Source organism: Solibacillus sp. FSL H8-0538 (genome assembly GCF_038003525.1).
GTDB lineage: Bacteria > Bacillota > Bacilli > Bacillales_A > Planococcaceae > JBBOPI01.
In genome coordinates this window covers 3,416,706-3,435,000 of sequence record NZ_JBBOPI010000001.1, presented here as the reverse complement: position 1 = coordinate 3,435,000, position 18,295 = coordinate 3,416,706, and the positions used below count along the sequence as shown (strand labels likewise).

Sequence of the window (18,295 nt, the reverse complement as noted above, 5' to 3'; positions counted from 1 at the left end):
CCGAGGCCGATAGGCGTAGGCGATGGACAACAGGTTGATATTCCTGTACCACCTCCTCACCGTTTGAGAAATGGGGGGACGCAGTAGGATAGGGTAAGCGCGCCGTTGGTTGTGCGCGTCCAAGCAGTAAGGTGTGTATGTAGGCAAATCCGCATACTTTAACATTGAGCTGTGATGGCGAGTCCGTATGGACGAAGTTCCTGATTTCACACTGCCAAGAAAAGCCTCTATCGAGGTGAGAGGTGCCCGTACCGCAAACCGACACAGGTAGTCGAGGAGAGAATCCTAAGGTGTGCGAGAGAACTCTCGTTAAGGAACTCGGCAAAATGACCCCGTAACTTCGGGAGAAGGGGTGCTCTTGAGCGTGTTAAAGCGCATGAGAGCCGCAGTGAATAGGCCCAGGCGACTGTTTAGCAAAAACACAGGTCTCTGCAAAACCGTAAGGTGACGTATAGGGGCTGACGCCTGCCCGGTGCTGGAAGGTTAAGAGGAGTGGTTAGCGCAAGCGAAGCTGCGAATTGAAGCCCCAGTAAACGGCGGCCGTAACTATAACGGTCCTAAGGTAGCGAAATTCCTTGTCGGGTAAGTTCCGACCCGCACGAAAGGCGTAACGATCTGGGCACTGTCTCAACGAGAGACTCGGTGAAATTATAGTACCTGTGAAGATGCAGGTTACCCGCGACAGGACGGAAAGACCCCGTGGAGCTTTACTGTAGCCTGATATTGAATTTTGGTACAACTTGTACAGGATAGGTAGGAGCCAGAGATCCCGGAGCGCCAGCTTCGGAGGAGGCGTCGGTGGGATACTACCCTGGTTGTATTGAACTTCTAACCCATGCCCCTTAGCGGGGTAGGAGACAGTGTCAGGCGGACAGTTTGACTGGGGCGGTCGCCTCCTAAAGAGTAACGGAGGCGCCCAAAGGTTCCCTCAGAATGGTTGGAAATCATTCGTAGAGTGTAAAGGCATAAGGGAGCTTGACTGCGAGACCTACAAGTCGAGCAGGGTCGAAAGACGGGCTTAGTGATCCGGTGGTTCCGCATGGAAGGGCCATCGCTCAACGGATAAAAGCTACCCCGGGGATAACAGGCTTATCTCCCCCAAGAGTCCACATCGACGGGGAGGTTTGGCACCTCGATGTCGGCTCATCGCATCCTGGGGCTGTAGTCGGTCCCAAGGGTTGGGCTGTTCGCCCATTAAAGCGGTACGCGAGCTGGGTTCAGAACGTCGTGAGACAGTTCGGTCCCTATCCGTCGTGGGCGTAGGAAATTTGAGAGGAGCTGTCCTTAGTACGAGAGGACCGGGATGGACATACCGCTGGTGTACCAGTTGTCTTGCCAAAGGCATCGCTGGGTAGCTATGTATGGACGGGATAAGTGCTGAAAGCATCTAAGCATGAAGCCCCCCTCAAGATGAGATTTCCCATTACGCAAGTAAGTAAGATCCCTCAAAGACGATGAGGTAGATAGGTTCGAGGTGGAAGTGTGGCGACACATGGAGCTGACGAATACTAATCGATCGAGGACTTAACCACATTATTACCAAATATTTTAACTTTCAATGAACCGTTTATCCAGTTTTGAAAGAACAATCTTTCAACATAAGCACATCTATGTGCAAGTGAAGTGATGATGGCAAAGAGGTCACACCCGTTCCCATACCGAACACGGAAGTTAAGCTCTTTAGCGCCGATGGTAGTTGGGGGCTTCCCCCTGTGAGAGTAGGACGTCGCTTCGCGGAACAGAAACCCCAAGGAACTAAATCCTTGGGGTTTTTTAATTGTTAAGGAAATTATAAAATTTCGCCGTGTGGATAACATTCAAATAAGTAAATGCAACGTCTAGGCGCAAGCGCCAACCCCTCGAGTTCTCGGTCTGCCCTCTGACGAAAGTGGTGGAGCGTTTACTTTCGCTTCGAGCTCGCAAGCAGCTGTCGGGGCTAAACAACCGCTTTAGCGCTTTTGTTCTTGTATCCCTTTTTACAAATGTATCCTAACACCCATAATAGGCAGTGCATCTAAAACTTTATAAATACCAATAAAACGGCAAGAAAAGAAACTAGGGCGTTGTAGATAGTACAGATATGTTTAGCCTTCTAATACAATTAAAAATCCTTTTCATTAAGACAGCGCATAAGAGCTGGTAACTGATATTCGAGAATACAAAAAAAGTACTCAAATTTCATATGACTTTTAGGAATGCCTTCCATTAACAACGTTAAACTATTTACAGTATTTTTTTAAAAAGTATTGTCATCTGTTAGGAATGATGGTATAATAATAAATGTCTTAAAGATATGGTCCCGTGGTGTAGCGGTTAACATGCCTGCCTGTCACGCAGGAGATCGCCGGTTCGATCCCGGTCGGGACCGCCATTTTAGTTTTTATGAGAATAATCTCATAAGGGCTTTTTTTTTGCCTAAAAATAAAGAAATGATCAAAATTCTAAAACATCGGATTAGTTTCAAAATGTTTGGCCGTACTATGAAGAGATGCTGGAGCTCCAATTTACTTAATCACTATTAAATGTGGTTCATAGTGGGTGTACCCCGATTATTCAATCATAATACAGAGCGCTACAATAAATTAAGCTAAATATAGAAACTTATTAGATTTTCAACTATAATAATGTTTAATACTACTAGGGGCGCCATAAAGGCTGAGAAGTACCCTTTGAACCTGATCTAGTTAATACTAGCGTAGGAAAGTAGCATGGCATCGGCATATCCTTTTTTGTCTTTTGGCTGCTTACTAGTAGTTCAATATACAAAATAAGGAGGAGATTGTTAATTGAACAAAACAAAAAAAATGACTTATACTGCAATTATTAGTGCAATTGTAGCTGTGAATAGTACGATTGTCTATATTCCACTTGGATTTGCGAAAATATTTCCTGTGCAGCATTTAGCTAATGTTTTAACTGCAGTTATCGTTGGACCTTATTATGCGGTTATTCAAGCATTATTAGCTTCTACTGTAAGAAATATTATGGGAACGGGCAGCTTGTTTGCCTTCCCAGGAAGTATGCTTGGAGCGTTATTGGCTGGTTTTGTTTATTCAAAAACAAAAAATACAATGGCAACAGCAATCGGTGAAGTTATTGGTACAGGTATTCTAGGAGCAATGGCAACATATCCAATTGCCACACTTGTTTTGGGGCAAGAGGCAACACTATTTGGATTAGTACCAGCATTTGTAGTAAGTTCGTTTGCTGGAGCTGCGTTAGCTTTCTTCTTATTGAAAGTATTAGAACGTAATCATGTTTTACAAAAGGTTATAGGATGACAAGAGAGAGATTTTAAGTTAGACAAAATATATAGAAGATTCGACGGTGTAAGGGTAACATGGTTGCTGATTGCCGATTCGAAATCGCCATTTTAGTTTTTATGAGAATAACCTCATAAAAACTTTTTTTTTGCCTAAAACTTATGAAGTCTATAAAATATTTAACATTCAATGGATCATTAACATACTTCTAGAGGAAACGAATTGAAAGCCGTTTCTTTAGGAGGAGTTATATGCATGTGAAAACGCTTCTTATGTATTTGTGTATTGTGTTGATGCTTGTTATTTTATCTGGGTGCTCAAATGAAATTAGAGATATAGAAGATACGAATAATTATAGATGGCAAAAATATATGAATTTTACTGAATATAGTCTCCTTGAAAAAGGAATTTCTTATGTGGAAGTAGTAGCTATTGCGGGTGGTGGCGGTGAGGAGACCAATCCAGGTGTCTATGTATGGTTAGATGAGATATTACTTACACAGGCGTATGAAATTCATTTTCAAAATGACAAATTAGTTAGTAAAAAGATTATAGAAAAGCGAGGGTACTCTACGCGGTAGTTATAACGCTGTTCAAAATGTTAGTTTTACTGACTATTGAGCAGCTTTATTTTATTTTGAAAAAAGTCGATACGTTTTGAACATTTGTCGGCGTTCAAGTAAACTAGAAGTAATGTATTTTGGGAAGGACTATGATGGATGAAGGTATTTGAGAAAAATATACACTCGTTAGAAGAGACACAACGCCTTGCTCATGATTTAGCGGAGCTGTTAGAGGCGCAACATACAATTACACTTGAAGGGGATCTTGGTGCTGGCAAAACGACATTTACGCAAGCATTAGCAAAAGGTCTTGGCATTAAACGTACGGTGAATAGCCCAACATTTACGATTATGAAACAATATGAGGGGCGATTACCTCTTAACCATTTAGACGTCTACCGCCTAGCAGATAGCGACGAGGATTTAGGTTGGGATGAGATTTTCTTCGCAGATGCAGTGACAGTTGTAGAGTGGGCACATTTAATTGAAGAAGATTTACCGAAGGACCGTTTAGCAATCGAAATTACACGAATTGATGACAATGCTCGGAAATTTGTATTTAAACCAATGGGCGCAACATATGTCCAGCTGTGTGAGGAGTTATTAAAATGATTTGGTTAGGAATTGAAACAGCAAATGCACCGCTTTCTGTCGCACTTGTAAAAGACGGAAAAGTAGTTGCTGAGGTTGTACAAAATGTAAAGTTAACGCATTCGGTCGGGGCTATGTCAGCGATTGATGAGCTATTTGACAAAGCATTCATGAAGCCAGCAGATATTGATGCGGTTGCTATATCAGAAGGCCCAGGTTCTTATACAGGCGTACGTATTGGTGTAACACTTGCAAAAACGCTTGCTTGGTCATTACAAAAGCCGCTAGTTGGCATTTCAAGCTTGAAGGCACTTGCTGCCAATGTACGAGTATGTAATGCCGTTATTTGTCCGTTGTTTGATGCGCGCCGACAAAATGTGTATGCGGCTGCTTATAAGGGTGGGTCATTAGAAGTGGTTATTGAGGAGCACCATGACCATATTGATGGATTATTGGAGAAGCTTAAGGCCCTTAATACACCGGTGTTATTTATCGGAACGGACGTAGAACTGTATTATGATCAAATTGTTGCGGCATTAGGGGATAACATGCTACGTGCACCATATACTCTTGATTTACCACGTGCAGCTGAACTTATTGCTTTAGCGGAAATAGAAGAACTACCAGCAGTTGAGGCTGTTCATAACTTTGTACCTCAGTATCGCCGTATTGCAGAGGCCGAGGCGAACTGGATTAAGGAACAGAAGAAGGAGCAAGGCAGATGATCCAGTACCGAAGAATGACGTCAAAGGATGTTGAAGCAGTGTATGAAATAGAGCTAGCAACGTTTTCGACACCGTGGACGCTCGATTCGTTTCATTATGAGATGCGAGAAAATCAGTTTTCGCATTATTTAATTGCTGAGGACGTGGCAGGCAATATTATCGGCTTTTGCGGAATGTGGCTTGTGATTGATGCGGCACAAATTACGAATGTAGCGGTCGTGGAAACTGCGAGAGGTCAAGGAATTGGTGAAGGGCTCATGCGTGAGGCGATCCGTATAGCTCATGAGGCGCATATGGATGTGATGAGTCTAGAGGTACGCGTTACAAATACGGTCGCACAAAATCTATACCGTAAGCTTGGATTCTTAGATGGTGGAATTCGCAAAGGGTATTACACGGACAATCAAGAGGATGCTCTAGTAATGTGGGTGAATTTATGATGGATAAATATATATTAGCAATCGAAACAAGCTGTGATGAAACGGCTGCAGCGATTATTAAAAACGGTACAGAAATTATCTCGAATGTTGTGTCATCGCAAATTGAAAGTCATAAACGTTTTGGTGGGGTTGTACCAGAAATTGCATCGCGTCATCATGTCGAACAAATTACGATCGTTATTGAAGAGGCGTTACAACAAGCGAACATGACGCCACAACATTTAGATGCAGTAGCAGTTACAGAAGGTCCTGGACTAGTAGGGGCACTACTGATTGGCATTAACGCGGCGAAAGCATTTGCCTTTGTAAACGGCTTGCCACTTGTTGGTGTGCATCACATCGCTGGCCATATTTATGCGAACACACTAGTGCAGCCAATGGAGTTCCCGTTACTTGCACTTGTCGTATCAGGTGGGCATACAGAACTTGTGTTAATGCGTGAGCACGGTAGCTTTGAAGTAATCGGAGAAACACGTGATGATGCAGCGGGTGAGGCGTATGATAAGGTTGCGCGCGTACTTAACATGCCGTACCCGGGTGGCCCGCATATTGATCGTCTTGCACATGAGTCAGACGTAGCGGTACCATTCCCACGCGTGTGGTTAGAGGAAGGCTCGTACGATTTCAGCTTCAGCGGCTTAAAATCTGCCGTTATAAATTACAAACATAATATGGATCAACGTGGTGAGGAAATTATTCCGGAACATGTTGCAAAAGGATTCCAGGATAGTGTTGTAGAAGTATTAACAGCAAAAACATTGCGTGCAGCTCGTGAATATGGTGTAAAGCAGGTGATTGCAGCAGGAGGTGTATCGGCGAATAAAGGCTTGCGTACGTCATTAGAAGCAACATTTGCAGAAGAAGGTATTCCGTTCTATGTACCACCATTAAAGCTTTGTACAGACAATGCGGCAATGATTGGTGCAGCTGGGTCATTTATGTTCGAAGCTGGTGCACGGGGCAATTTAAAAATGAATGGTCGACCTGGCATGGAGTTAATGAGCTGGGTCTAGTTATAGTACGAAAGGAGTTGTGAACATCACAACTCCTTTTATTTTTGTGCAAAAGTGTTTTGTTGTCGAAATATAGTGGAATGCGATAAGAAATTGCTGAAAAATATAAATTTCTAATTGTAGTGGAACTTTTCTGAAAAATTATCCACAGGTACTGAGTGCTTTTCCGAAAATGTCAAGACGAACATCCGTACTTATGCACAAACTGTTAATAACTTGTGGATAACATGTGATTTATCTATATATAGTATTCCTTTTTACACAGTTTGATGTGAGTAAATAAATTTTGAATTGTGGATAATGTGGAAAAGTCTGTTGATATGTTGATATGACTGTATTCAGTTTGTGAATAAAACTGTGGAAATTTTTGCGCGTAAATTGCATATTGACCAATATATATGTAGAAAAAAGTAAATACAAGGTTTGAACTACTAAATATTATGGAATAATGAATGTATATGTTAATCTCGCCATTGCTATACATTAACGTTAGATATCATAGAATGTTTTAAACTAGAAAGGAGGTCGTCTAATTGAACTATTTGAAAGAGCGACGGAAAATGTTTATTTTATTGGGCGTAGGAGCAGTGTTAGCTATTGGCTTTTTTGCATTACTTAATGTCCTTAATATAGGTACGTATTTTGCAGCATCTCTTGGTGGGCTGTTTGTATTTGTAGCAATCGTCTGTTACCCGCTAGCATTTGTTTATGGAAAACATCGAATTATAGATGTCTTTCATAGTATTAGCATAGGAGACCGACAGCCATTTCGTATTATGCCCGGTAAAGCAAGATGGAAACCAATTTTTACGGGATTGAATTTTATTTTTGCAGCATTCACTACAGTGTGTTTCGGTTGGGCGTATGGCACGTATAACGCGTATAAAAAACTACAAATGCTGAAAAGCTTTCAAGTTAAATGAAAAATGGGCGAGCTAGTTGAAGTATGCAACTGGCTCGCCCATTTTGTTAAACGATAAGAAAGTTTAACTTTTTGATAATGTCTAGGCATTTGCGCCGCACGCTAGAGGGCTCGCAAGCAGCTTGCCCGAGTGCAAACGGGCGCGAATGCGCTTTTCTTATTTCAATGCTTCAAGTTCTTCGCTTAACTCCAGCCATTCCATTTCAAACGTTTCATGTGCTTCTTTAGAAGAATCCAGCTCCGATTGAATGGTAATTGCCTTTTCGTGGTTGGAGAAGATTTCTGGATCGCATAGCTGCTCTTCAAGACGGGCAATCGTTTCGTCAAGTGTGCCCATATGTGCTTCAATTTCCTCAAGGGCGCGTCGAATTTGGCGTTCACGTTTTTTGGCATCCTTATCGATTGTAGAGGTGGATGCTTTTGCACTAGTAATTTCCTCCGTTTTTGTAGCGGCAGTGGCTTTCATTTGTGCAAGTTCCTCCAACTCCTGCTTTTTCTCTACGAAATAATCATAGTCGCCTAAATACTCAAATGACCCCTTGCCAGAAAGCTCGACTACCTTTGTCGCAATGCGATTAATGAAGTATCGGTCATGCGAAACGAATAGCAGCGTGCCTGGATAATCGATTAACGCATTTTCCAGCACTTCTTTACTATCTAAGTCTAAATGGTTTGTCGGCTCATCTAGAACAAGAAGGTTAGCTCTTTGCATCATTAATTTTGCTAAGGCTAGTCGCGCTTTTTCGCCACCAGATAATGAATTCACAGATTTGTTAACATCGTCCCCGCTAAATAAGAAGCGGCCGAGTATGTTACGAATATCCTTTTCATTCATTAGTGGCCATTCGTCCCATAATTCTTTCAAAACGGGTTTATTGCTATTAAGCTTTGCCTGCTCCTGATCGTAGTAACTGATTTGGACGTTTGTACCGTAGCGAATGTCCCCACGAAGTGCGGCTAAATCTTTCACGACTGTTTTTAATAGCGTGGATTTTCCAACACCATTCGGGCCAACAAGTGCAATTCGATCTTCACGGAAAACACGTAGCGAAATATTATTGGAAATTTCCTTGCCGGGATAGCCAATTGTTAATTCATCGACAGACAATACATCATTGCCACTCTGACGGTCAATTGTGAAGCCAAAGTTAGCACTCTTTTCGTCGCCATCCGGAGAATCCATCCAATCTGTCTTTTCTAAAACTTTTCGACGACTTTGTGCCATCTTTGTTGTTGAAGCGCGGGCTAAGTTTTTTTGAATAAATGTTTCAAGCTTGGCCTTTTCATCTTGCTGGCGTTCGAACATTTTCATATCTCGCTCGTAGTTTTTCGCCTTGTCATCTAAATAAGCGCTATAGTTACCGACGTATTTCGAAACCTTTGTACGAGAAACTTCATATACAATAGATACAACTTGGTCTAGGAAATAACGATCATGGGAAACGATTAAAATTGCACCTGCGTAACCTTTTAGATAGCCCTCTAGCCAAGATAATGTTTCTATATCTAAATGGTTGGTTGGCTCATCTAGAATAAGCAGGTCAGGTTTACTTAATAGAAGCTTGGCAAGCGCTAAACGTGTACGCTGACCGCCTGAAAGAGATTGGATTGGCTTTGTGAAATCATCCTTGAAAAACTGCATCCCATGTAGCACAGAGCGGGTATCAGCCTCATATTGATAGCCGCCTGCTTCTTTGAAATCATGTTGCTGCTGGTCATAGTCTGACATAACACGTGTATACATTTCGCTATTTTCATATACAGCAGGATCTGCCATTTGCTGTTCAAGTTTGCGCAATTGCAGTTCTTGATTACGTAGACCGTCAAAAATCGTCATCATTTCGTCCCAAATCGATAATTTGGAATCAATGCCGGCATGCTGTTCTAAATAACCGACACGAACATCTTTTGGAATAATGACTTCGCCTGAGTCATAGCTCATTTGTCCAGCAATAATTTTTAGTAAAGTGGACTTACCAGCACCATTACGTCCAACAAGTGCAACACGGTCGCGATGCTGAACTTCTAATTTGACGCCACTTAATATTTCATCTGTAATAAATGATTTATATAATTGATTTACTTGTAATACGATCATGTTTACACCTCAGTTTCATTCTTTTAGTGTAATGGATGTAGGGGGGACGTGCAATCATCCGTGCTTTACTTATTTCGGTAGGTTTAGTAAGATTGAATCGATTTCTAATAGTATGTAGGGGGAAAGATGTGTGAAACCTGAAACGAAAATTCCACAAGCAACTACGAAAAGACTTCCTCTTTATTATCGCTTTTTACAAAACTTTGCGAATGAAGGCAAGAAGCGTATTTCGTCACAAGAACTGAGTGATGCGATGAAAATAGATTCTGCAACAATTCGTCGAGATTTTTCATATTTCGGTGCACTTGGTAAAAAGGGCTACGGTTATGATGTACTGCATTTGCTCGACTTTTTTCGTCAAACGCTAGACCAGGATGAAGCGACAAATGTAGCACTAATCGGTGTCGGGAACTTAGGGAACGGCTTATTAAAATATAATTTCCAAAAAAACCATAATACGCGAATCGTTGTGGCATTTGACTCAAAGGCGCCGTATGAAGGAACAGAAATTAGTGATATTCCGGTATTCCATCCAGACCGCCTAGAGGAAATGTACGAAGAGTTCGGCGCAGAGCTAGCGATCCTAACAGTATCCTCTCGTTCGGCACAGGCGATGGCGGACAGACTTGCTAAAATGAACGCAAAAGGCATCCTGAATTTTACACCAGAACGTCTGAACGTTCCGGAATCTATGAAGCTAATGAACATTGACTTATCCGTAGAATTGCAGGCACTCATTTACCTTGTCCGTAATAGTGGAGAATGACGTAAATTATTCACATTTTATATATTAGCCAAACGTTCGATGTTGCGGTAAAATGTACATATAATAGAGGAGGTGGCTGTAATGGTTGTGCATTTAAATGCGATTGGACCAGTGAGCCTAGTTTTTATCGGTATAATAGCCTTATTAATTTTTGGACCGAAGAAATTACCTGAGCTTGGAAAAGCAATGGGATCAACACTTCGCGAATTCAAAAATGCAACAAAAGGTTTAGCTGATGATGACGATGATGTTAAGAAAAAAACGATCATTGAGCATAAAGATAACGAAAACAATAACGTTAAGTAAGTTAAGGATGTCACATTGATATGAATCCAAAAGAACTCACTGTCATAGAACATATTGATGAACTAAGAAGTCGCTTATTTGTGACCGCAATTTTCTTTGTTCTTGCGTTAGTTGTAAGCTTCTTTGTTACCGAACCGATTATTAAATTTATTCAGTATAGCGACGAAGCAGCTCAATTTACACTGAACGCATTTACACCGACTGATCCGTTAGCGGTGTTTTTAAAAGTTATGTTTTGCGTAGCTCTCGTTTTGTCTTCACCAATTTTGCTTTATCAGCTATGGTCGTTTATTACACCAGGCTTGCATGAGACAGAACGCAAGGCGACACTGAAGTACATTCCGTATTCATTTATTCTATTCCTTGCCGGTATATCATTTTCTTATTTCGTATTGTTCCCATATGTAATGAACTTTATGATGAGCCTATCAAAGGATCTAGAAATTGTACAAACAATCGGCATTAATGAATACTTTTCATTTTTATTTAAATTAGTTTTACCGTTCGGACTGATATTCCAGTTACCAGTTGTGACGCTATTTTTAGCGCGTATTGGTATTTTGAATCCACAGCTCATGGTGAAATTTCGTAAATACTCATATTTTGTATTATTCGTACTGGCAGCCTTTTTAGCACCACCAGATTTTATTTCGAACTTAATCGTGGCGGTTCCATTGTTTTTCCTATATGAAATTAGTATTGTCATCTCACGTGCAGGCTATAAGAAGTTTTTAGCGGCAGAGGAGTTGCGCATGCAAGAAGAACAAGAACGTGAGCAGCAATTACAAGTAGAAGAGTTGCTAGAAGCACAGCGCCGTCAAATCGAAGAAATGAATATGAATAAATAAAGTAAAACGCTATCCAAATTGGGTAGCGTTTTTGTTTGTGGATAAGAAAGGATAACTATCTCGCGCACATAAGTAAGAACATCCACTCGTCTTATTTTAGGTGAGTTTTGTCTTTCTAATGGGAATCTGTGAATCTGGTAGAGGGGTTTGTTGTTACATTTTTGAAAATCCCTTCACTTGCGCTTATAATCTCGCCAAACTAAAAAAAGCAGCCTCTACTTACGCGAGGCTGCTTTAAATCATTTAGGTGCGTTATCGACAATTTGTTGGAACTTATCAGCGTTCATTTGTAGGAACGTGACGAAGCCATTTAGTAGCATATGCGCAACAATCGATGTCAACAGGCGCTTCGTTTTGTAATAAAGGAACGCAAAAATCATCCCACAAATTGTATACAGTAAAATATGTGAGAAATCCATATGAATGGCTGCAAAGAAAATCGCACTGATAACGCTCGAAATCCAAAAATTATAATTTTTTATAATGGAACCGAAAATAACGCGGCGGAACACAAGCTCCTCGAGTACCGGACCAAACACAACCGTCGCGAGAATCATAATTGGTGCAACTTTCGTGATATTCATAATGGCCTCTGTGTTTTCCGACCCGTAATCAATGCCAAGCGCCATCTCGATGTATGCACCAATCGTCTGTCCTAGGAATACAAGAAAGAACCCGATAATCCCCCAGCCAATTGAAGCCGATATAGAAGCTTTCTCTCCTTTAAAGATATCCCAAAACTGTTTATTCGTTTGGATTAATGCAAAGCTAATGATGAACGCCAATCCAAATGAGATCGTAGACCACCAGCCGGATAAAATTGTCAGTTGATCATTCGCATTTGGCGCGTCAATAAAGCCAAGTAGAAAATCCTTTAGACCCGGTATAAGAATGAGTAAAAAGGCAGATAGTTGGAAAAAAATATACGTTAGAAGTACATAAAACGCCGTCTTCTGTGTTCTAAACTTCGGTGATGAAATCGATGTCACGAATAAAATACCTTCTTTCTAGCATAGATTAAATACTGTTTCTTTTATTGTAGAGGAAATTGGAAATAAAACAAAATTTTTTATAGTTCTTACTTGCAAAAAAAAATAGAATTCATTAATATAATAACTATGTTAGCACTCTTTGCTATCGAGTGCTAAAAATACTATTTATAATTTGTAGGGGGTTGTTTCACTTGTTAAGACCATTAGGAGATCGTATCATTATCGAACTAGTTGAGGTAGAGGAAAAAACAGCATTTGGTATCGTTTTACCAGACTCAGCGAAAGAAAAACCACAAACAGGTAAAGTTGTAGCGGTAGGAACTGGTCGTGTTCTAGATAACGGCACTCGTGTTGAGCTTGACGTGAAAGAAGGCGACGAAATCATCTTCTCAAAATTCTCTGGCACGGAAGTAAAGTACGACGGCACGGAATACTTAATTTTACGTGAAAACGACGTATTAGCAGTTATCGGTTAATTAAATTTCAATTAAAGCGAACAAGCGCCCATTGTATATTGGCGCTTACTCGCGCATAAAAGATTCTTTATAAAAAGTAAAAAAGTATTTCAATACAGGAGGTTTTTTACAATGGCAAAAGATATTAAATTCTCAGAAGAAGCACGTACATTAATGCTTCAAGGTGTAGATAAATTAGCGAACGCTGTAAAAGTAACTTTAGGACCTAAAGGACGCAATGTCGTTCTTGAGAAAAAATTCGGTTCTCCATTAATTACAAATGACGGCGTATCAATTGCAAAAGAAATTGAGCTTGAAAATCCATTCGAAAACATGGGTGCAAAATTAGTAGCTGAAGTAGCTTCTAAAACAAATGAAATCGCTGGTGATGGGACAACTACTGCAACAGTTCTTGCACAAGCTATGATTCGTGAAGGTCTTAAAAACGTAACTGCTGGTGCAAACCCAGTTGGTATCCGTAAAGGGATGGACAAAGCAGTTGCTGCAGCGCTAACTGAACTACAGGCAATTTCTCGCCAAGTAGAAAACAAAGAATCCATCGCACAAGTAGCATCAATCTCTTCAGGTGATGAAGAAATTGGTCAATACATCGCGGACGCTATGGAGCGCGTAGGTAACGACGGCGTTATTACAATCGAAGAGTCTAAAGGCTTCACAACGGAGCTAGACGTAGTAGAAGGTATGCAATTTGACCGCGGCTACGCATCTCACTATATGGTGACAGACACAGATAAAATGGAAGCTGTCCTAGACAATCCATATATCTTAATTACAGATAAAAAAATCTCAAGCATTCAAGAAATTCTTCCAGTACTTGAGCAAGTAGTACAACAAGGTAGACCAATCCTAATCATCGCAGAAGATGTTGAAGGCGAAGCACTTGCTACATTAGTAGTAAATAAATTACGTGGCACATTTAACGCAGTAGCAGTAAAAGCTCCTGGCTTCGGTGACCGTCGTAAAGCAATGCTTGAAGACATCGCGATCCTTACTGGTGGTGAAGTAATCACTCAAGACCTTGGTTTAGACTTAAAATCAGCTGACCTAACTTCTTTAGGCCGCGCTGTAAAAGTAGTGGTTTCAAAAGACAACACAACAATCGTTGAAGGTGCAGGGAACTCAGCTGACCTAGAAGCTCGCGTGAATCAAATCCGCGCGCAACTAGCTGAAACAACTTCAGAATTTGATAAAGAAAAATTACAAGAACGCCTAGCTAAACTTGCTGGCGGTGTCGCAGTCATCAAAGTTGGTGCTGCAACAGAAACAGAACTAAAAGAACGTAAACTACGCATTGAAGATGCTCTTAACTCAACGCGCGCAGCAGTTGAAGAAGGTATCGTTTCAGGCGGTGGTACTGCCCTTCTAAACGTATACGGTGCAGTAACAAAAGTGCTTGATGAAGTAGAAGGCGACGTAGCAACAGGCGTACGCATCATCCTTCGTGCACTAGAAGAACCAGTTCGCCAAATCGCAAACAACGCAGGTCTTGAAGGTTCAATTATCGTAGACCGCCTAAAACGCGAAGAAATCGGTATCGGCTTCAACGCAGCAACTGGCGAGTGGGTAAATATGATCGACGCGGGTGTAGTAGACCCGGCAAAAGTTACTCGTTCTGCACTTCAAAACGCAGCATCAGTAGCAGCTCTATTCTTAACAACGGAAGCAGTAGTAGCAGACATCCCAGAAGCTGGTGGCGGTATGCCAGATATGAGTGGAATGGGTGGCATGGGCGGCATGATGTAATAAAGCCCCCAAACCCTTGATACGACTGGGTTTTATGTAAGATGAAAGTGTGATGTTAACATTTTGCTAACATAGAGGATTTTAACGGAGGCTTCTCATAAGTTCACTGAACTTTTGGGAGGCTTCTTTTTTCATTTCTTTTGTCACGTGTAGATAGACGTTCTTAGTGATTTGATCATCTGAATGGCCAAGTCTATCCATAATTTGTTCGAGTGCGACACCTGCTTCTGCTAAAAGCGAAGTGTGTGTATGTCTCAATGAGTGCGGTGTTAAGTCAGGGTTTAATTTTGCGATTGCAAGAAGTCTAGCCATCCTGAGTTGTACCATTTTAATGACGATAGGATAACCGGGATGTCTCTCTGTTTTAGCAAAGATGAAGTCTTTATTGTAGTAAGCGTCACCTAACTGCTGAATGATGTTCGCTTGAATTTCTTTGTGAAGGCTCAAAGCTTTGATCACATCTTCATCCACAACAATTTTCCGTCTAGATTTTTTCGTTTTCGGTGTCACCAACTGAAACTGGATTGAATTATTATTGGGGTTGTAATAGGTTTTGGTAATGCTGATTGTTCGATTTATGAAATCGATATCTTTCCACTTGAGCGCTACTAATTCACCAACACGAATTCCTATGTAGGATAGGATAAGTAACATTAAGTAGTCCAATTCCAAACCCCGTTCCTTAGCGATATTTAGAAAGAGTGCAAGTTCTTCCTTTTCCAAATACTTTGGAATTTCCTCTTCTTCCAACTGTTCAATTGTTTTTTTATCCTTTTTTAGATAGGCAAACTCAGTAGGATCTTTCTTGATTAGCTCTAACTCTAATGCTTTCCGAAAAATCATTCTTCCAGTTCGATGTATTCCTTCCCTTGTACTATCTGAATATCCTCTTTCCTTTAAATGGTTTAGGGCATCTTGATATCCCTTTCTTGTGATGTCCTTCAATTTCAGTTGTGCAAAGTAGGGCAACAACTTATTGATTTCATGAATACGGACTCGAATTGTTCCGGGCTTAACATCTTTTGCTTCGATATAGATTGGGAGCCACTGATTTGCAAACTCACAAAAGGTCAGTTCTGTTTTTATTGTGTGATTTAAAAGATAAAATAAGCAATAACAAGTAATCCTATCTATTTAAGCAAAAACGACACGGTTGGAGATAGGGAGTTGAACAATCGATTAAGAGAGTAGTAGTCTTTTAAGAATGAGAAGAGAGTAACTGTTTTTTTTTTTTTACATTTTTTCACATCTTGCTTTTTTTTATATAAAAAACCGTTTATAATTATCTTAATCTTTTGTGTTTTATCACTTTTCTAACACTTATTACTCAACTTAGGGGCGCTCATCATGGGGATAACGACATTATTATTAAATGCATTCATTATTATCATTTGTATTTTTTTCTATCAAATATTTTGGTTAGATAAAGATGGAAAAGAAGCGCGTAATCCTATATTAATTTCCTTTCTTTCATCCATTGCGGTTGTTCTTTGTATGACATTCCCATTTAAGTTTAATTATGGATACATATATGATTTACGGCTTATCCCAATCCTTTTAGCTGTTCTCTATGGTGGTTTTAGGAGTTTTATTTTTATTACTGTTATATTTGTTTCTTACCGTTTTTACTTAGGCGGAAACGGAGTCTACCCTGCAGTTATTGTATATTTTATGGCCACTTCCATTACTATGGTATCCCAATATTTTCTTGCTGGTTATTATAAAAAAAGAAAAATATTGTTCAGCTTATTGCTTATGTCTCTTTGCACTATTTCCTTTTCTATCTTTGCTTTAATGAACCAAATACGGATAAACGATAATGTTCAACCTGATTTTATTCACTTTTTATTCAATTATATAGTGATCAATATTCTGACTGTTTTATTGTCTCTTTATCTAATTGAAGGAATGATAGAAAGGTTTAAAATGAAAGAAAAAATTCACCGTGCAGAAAAATTTATTGTGACTAGTGAATTAGCAGCGTCTATAGCCCATGAAATAAGAAACCCGTTGACTACGGTATATGGATTTATGCAGATGTTTAGTAAAAACGAAATCTCTGAAACACAAAAGGATGACTTTTTGCAAGTCATGCTAATGGAGTTAGAAAAAGCGCAACTCGTTATTAACGATTATTTGTCCCTTATAAAACCACAAAATGTTGCAAGAGAATTATTAGATATTAGACCAATTGTTGAGCAAGTAATAGAGGTTATTTTACCGATCGCCATCCAATATAATGTTAAAGTTGAAAGCGATAAAGAATGTTCCTATTATATACATGCCAACACCGATAATCTAAAAATGTGTTTAATTAACATTGCAACGAACGGGATTGAAGCCATGACTAATGGAGGGATGCTCCGAATTAATGTGAAAAAGGTAAAGAATCATATTGTGATTGATATTATTGACACAGGAATTGGAATGTCTTCTGAGGAGATAAATCGAATCGCTATGCCGTTTTATTCTACAAAAGAGAAGGGAACCGGGCTAGGTACGATGATTGCATACAGTATTGTAAAAGAATTAAACGGAGATATAGAAATAAAAAGTGAAAAGGGAAAGGGAACACGGTTTTCTATTATTATTCCTTCTTCCTAATAGAAGTCGTAGGGCAAAAAAAATTTCGACGATTTAATGCTTGCTGAACGGATTACCAACTTATAAAAGTGCTGATGTGCGCGCCGGAGAGTTTTTTGCCTTTCACGGGATAAAAATTTGACTCAGGAGCTGTATGTAACTACAATTTCCCGGTATGCCATTACCCTGGAAAAATGATCGGTTCCTGATTTACCAGCATCGTCGGAACGATCATGTTTACAAGATTGAAGCGGAATTGATGCCGATGTGTTGTTCAGCCATTTGTTCTTTTTATCACATCATTTTCAATTGAGCTTAGCGACCCGAGAAGCAGGCAATTAAATATGGAAAACGGCAAAACTGTCGAAAGGCAGTGACGTAAAGCCACGGATCTTCTCACTGTTCAAGTGATGACCGCCGAGCTACCCATCACGAATAAGTGGACATAACCTTATTTCGATCCGTCATGGAACTGTATGTTGCTCCTATTCAAAGGGAGTATCAGCAATATGCAAATGATTTAGCTACTTTAGAAAAAAAGCTTTCCAAGCTATTAGACGCTTACATGGATGAGGTGATTTCTAAAAGTGACTATCAAACGAAAGCTAGAAAACTAGAGGAACAAATTGCCTCATTAAAAGGTTTAATGCACCCACTAAATGAACAATTGAATACAACAATCTCTAGCGAAGTGACTTTTGAACAAGTAAAGGCCGTACTACAAAATTTTCAAAAGGCTTTCAAACAATCACTAACAAGGGAACAAAGAAAACGCTTGTTACTTTTACTGATTCATCAAATTACTATCGATGAAGATCGTAAAATTGAGAGCATCCAACTTAAATTGAATAATGATATGCTAGAAAAATTACAACTAGGAGTAGGAGAATCATCTACGGATGAAATATATAAGGGTTTGTATGTAAGGTGAAAGTGAAATGCTAACATAAAGAATTATTATCGAAG

At 40.0% G+C, this 18,295-nt stretch carries 17 protein-coding genes, 1 tRNA gene, 2 rRNA genes and 2 riboswitches (1 of these 22 running past the window's edge); of the genes, 17 read left to right on the top strand and 3 right to left on the bottom strand.

The features are described 5' to 3' along the window. From MHH87_RS16425 to MHH87_RS16380, 10 genes are all read left to right on the top strand, one after another. A 23S ribosomal RNA gene (locus MHH87_RS16425) occupies positions 1-1,532 on the top strand; it begins 1,398 nt to the left of the window's first position. Positions 1,533-1,619: 87 nt separating this feature from the next. Continuing rightward, positions 1,620-1,735: ribosomal RNA gene (gene rrf, locus MHH87_RS16420) — 5S ribosomal RNA — on the top strand. A gap of 560 nt (positions 1,736-2,295) precedes the next feature. Further along, positions 2,296-2,371 (top strand) — tRNA-Asp (locus tag MHH87_RS16415). Positions 2,372-2,629: 258 nt separating this feature from the next. After that, positions 2,630-2,719: riboswitch (TPP riboswitch) on the top strand. 67 nt (positions 2,720-2,786) lie between these two features. Further along, positions 2,787-3,281, top strand: coding sequence for an energy coupling factor transporter S component ThiW (thiW, locus tag MHH87_RS16410; protein WP_340750305.1), 495 nt, complete (start codon positions 2,787-2,789; stop codon positions 3,279-3,281). A gap of 233 nt (positions 3,282-3,514) precedes the next feature. Beyond that, complete coding sequence (locus tag MHH87_RS16405) at positions 3,515-3,844, top strand: hypothetical protein (RefSeq protein ID WP_340750303.1); 330 nt, start codon at positions 3,515-3,517, stop codon at positions 3,842-3,844. 138 nt (positions 3,845-3,982) lie between these two features. After that, entirely contained in the window at positions 3,983-4,438 is a 456-nt protein-coding gene (gene tsaE / locus MHH87_RS16400; protein WP_340750301.1) for a tRNA (adenosine(37)-N6)-threonylcarbamoyltransferase complex ATPase subunit type 1 TsaE, read from the top strand. Then, on the top strand, positions 4,435-5,142 hold the full coding sequence (gene tsaB, locus MHH87_RS16395) for a tRNA (adenosine(37)-N6)-threonylcarbamoyltransferase complex dimerization subunit type 1 TsaB (protein ID WP_340750299.1): 708 nt from the start codon (positions 4,435-4,437) through the stop codon (positions 5,140-5,142). Before tsaE ends, tsaB begins: the two co-directional genes overlap by 4 nt. Further along, positions 5,139-5,582, top strand: coding sequence for a ribosomal protein S18-alanine N-acetyltransferase (gene rimI / locus MHH87_RS16390; RefSeq protein ID WP_340750297.1), 444 nt, complete (start codon positions 5,139-5,141; stop codon positions 5,580-5,582). The genes tsaB and rimI overlap by 4 nt, the downstream gene beginning before the upstream one ends. Beyond that, on the top strand, positions 5,579-6,595 hold the full coding sequence (tsaD, locus tag MHH87_RS16385) for a tRNA (adenosine(37)-N6)-threonylcarbamoyltransferase complex transferase subunit TsaD (protein WP_340750295.1): 1,017 nt from the start codon (positions 5,579-5,581) through the stop codon (positions 6,593-6,595). Before rimI ends, tsaD begins: the two co-directional genes overlap by 4 nt. Positions 6,596-7,128: 533 nt before the next feature. Beyond that, positions 7,129-7,518: a hypothetical protein gene (locus MHH87_RS16380; protein ID WP_340750293.1), complete on the top strand. Its 390-nt coding sequence runs from the start codon at positions 7,129-7,131 to the stop codon at positions 7,516-7,518. 156 nt (positions 7,519-7,674) lie between these two features. Here MHH87_RS16380 and MHH87_RS16375 read toward each other — a convergent pair whose 3' ends face one another. After that, positions 7,675-9,615, bottom strand: coding sequence for an ABC-F family ATP-binding cassette domain-containing protein (locus MHH87_RS16375; RefSeq protein WP_340750291.1), 1,941 nt, complete (start codon positions 9,613-9,615; stop codon positions 7,675-7,677). Positions 9,616-9,745: 130 nt separating this feature from the next. Between MHH87_RS16375 and MHH87_RS16370 the strand changes: the two genes are divergently transcribed. The 3 genes from MHH87_RS16370 to tatC all read left to right on the top strand — a co-directional run bounded on the left by MHH87_RS16370 (position 9,746) and on the right by tatC (position 11,535). Continuing rightward, positions 9,746-10,381, top strand: coding sequence for a redox-sensing transcriptional repressor Rex (locus MHH87_RS16370; RefSeq protein ID WP_340750289.1), 636 nt, complete (start codon positions 9,746-9,748; stop codon positions 10,379-10,381). A gap of 81 nt (positions 10,382-10,462) precedes the next feature. Beyond that, positions 10,463-10,687, top strand: a complete 225-nt coding sequence (locus MHH87_RS16365; protein ID WP_340750287.1) for a twin-arginine translocase TatA/TatE family subunit — start codon at positions 10,463-10,465, stop codon at positions 10,685-10,687. A 20-nt stretch (positions 10,688-10,707) separates the two neighbouring features. Further along, the gene (gene tatC, locus MHH87_RS16360; protein ID WP_340750285.1) at positions 10,708-11,535 is read left to right on the top strand and encodes a twin-arginine translocase subunit TatC; all 828 of its coding nucleotides are present in this window, start codon (positions 10,708-10,710) and stop codon (positions 11,533-11,535) included. Between the two features lie 239 nt (positions 11,536-11,774). Here tatC and MHH87_RS16355 read toward each other — a convergent pair whose 3' ends face one another. After that, positions 11,775-12,524, bottom strand: a complete 750-nt coding sequence (locus MHH87_RS16355; RefSeq protein WP_340750284.1) for a CPBP family intramembrane glutamic endopeptidase — start codon at positions 12,522-12,524, stop codon at positions 11,775-11,777. 194 nt (positions 12,525-12,718) lie between these two features. On the opposite strand from MHH87_RS16355, the gene groES reads away from it, so the two are divergent. Further along, positions 12,719-13,003 (top strand): co-chaperone GroES, encoded by a 285-nt coding sequence (gene groES, locus MHH87_RS16350; protein WP_340750283.1) that lies wholly within the window; start codon positions 12,719-12,721, stop codon positions 13,001-13,003. 111 nt (positions 13,004-13,114) lie between these two features. Next, positions 13,115-14,746 carry a chaperonin GroEL gene (groL, locus tag MHH87_RS16345; protein WP_340750282.1) on the top strand — a complete coding sequence of 544 codons (1,632 nt, stop codon included), beginning with the start codon at positions 13,115-13,117 and terminating at the stop codon, positions 14,744-14,746. An 81-nt stretch (positions 14,747-14,827) separates the two neighbouring features. Here the strand turns inward: groL and MHH87_RS16340 are convergent, their stop codons facing one another. Then, entirely contained in the window at positions 14,828-15,820 is a 993-nt protein-coding gene (locus tag MHH87_RS16340) for a tyrosine-type recombinase/integrase (RefSeq protein ID WP_340751035.1), read from the bottom strand. A gap of 273 nt (positions 15,821-16,093) precedes the next feature. Here MHH87_RS16340 and MHH87_RS16335 point away from each other — a divergent pair, with 273 nt between their 5' ends. Together MHH87_RS16335 and MHH87_RS16330 are read left to right on the top strand one after the other, a co-directional pair. Continuing rightward, positions 16,094-17,350, top strand: a complete 1,257-nt coding sequence (locus MHH87_RS16335; protein ID WP_340750281.1) for an ATP-binding protein — start codon at positions 16,094-16,096, stop codon at positions 17,348-17,350. 322 nt (positions 17,351-17,672) lie between these two features. Then, positions 17,673-17,759: riboswitch (cyclic di-GMP riboswitch) on the top strand. Positions 17,760-17,795: 36 nt separating this feature from the next. Beyond that, positions 17,796-18,260: a hypothetical protein gene (locus MHH87_RS16330; RefSeq protein WP_340750280.1), complete on the top strand. Its 465-nt coding sequence runs from the start codon at positions 17,796-17,798 to the stop codon at positions 18,258-18,260. Positions 18,261-18,295 lie beyond the last annotated feature (35 nt).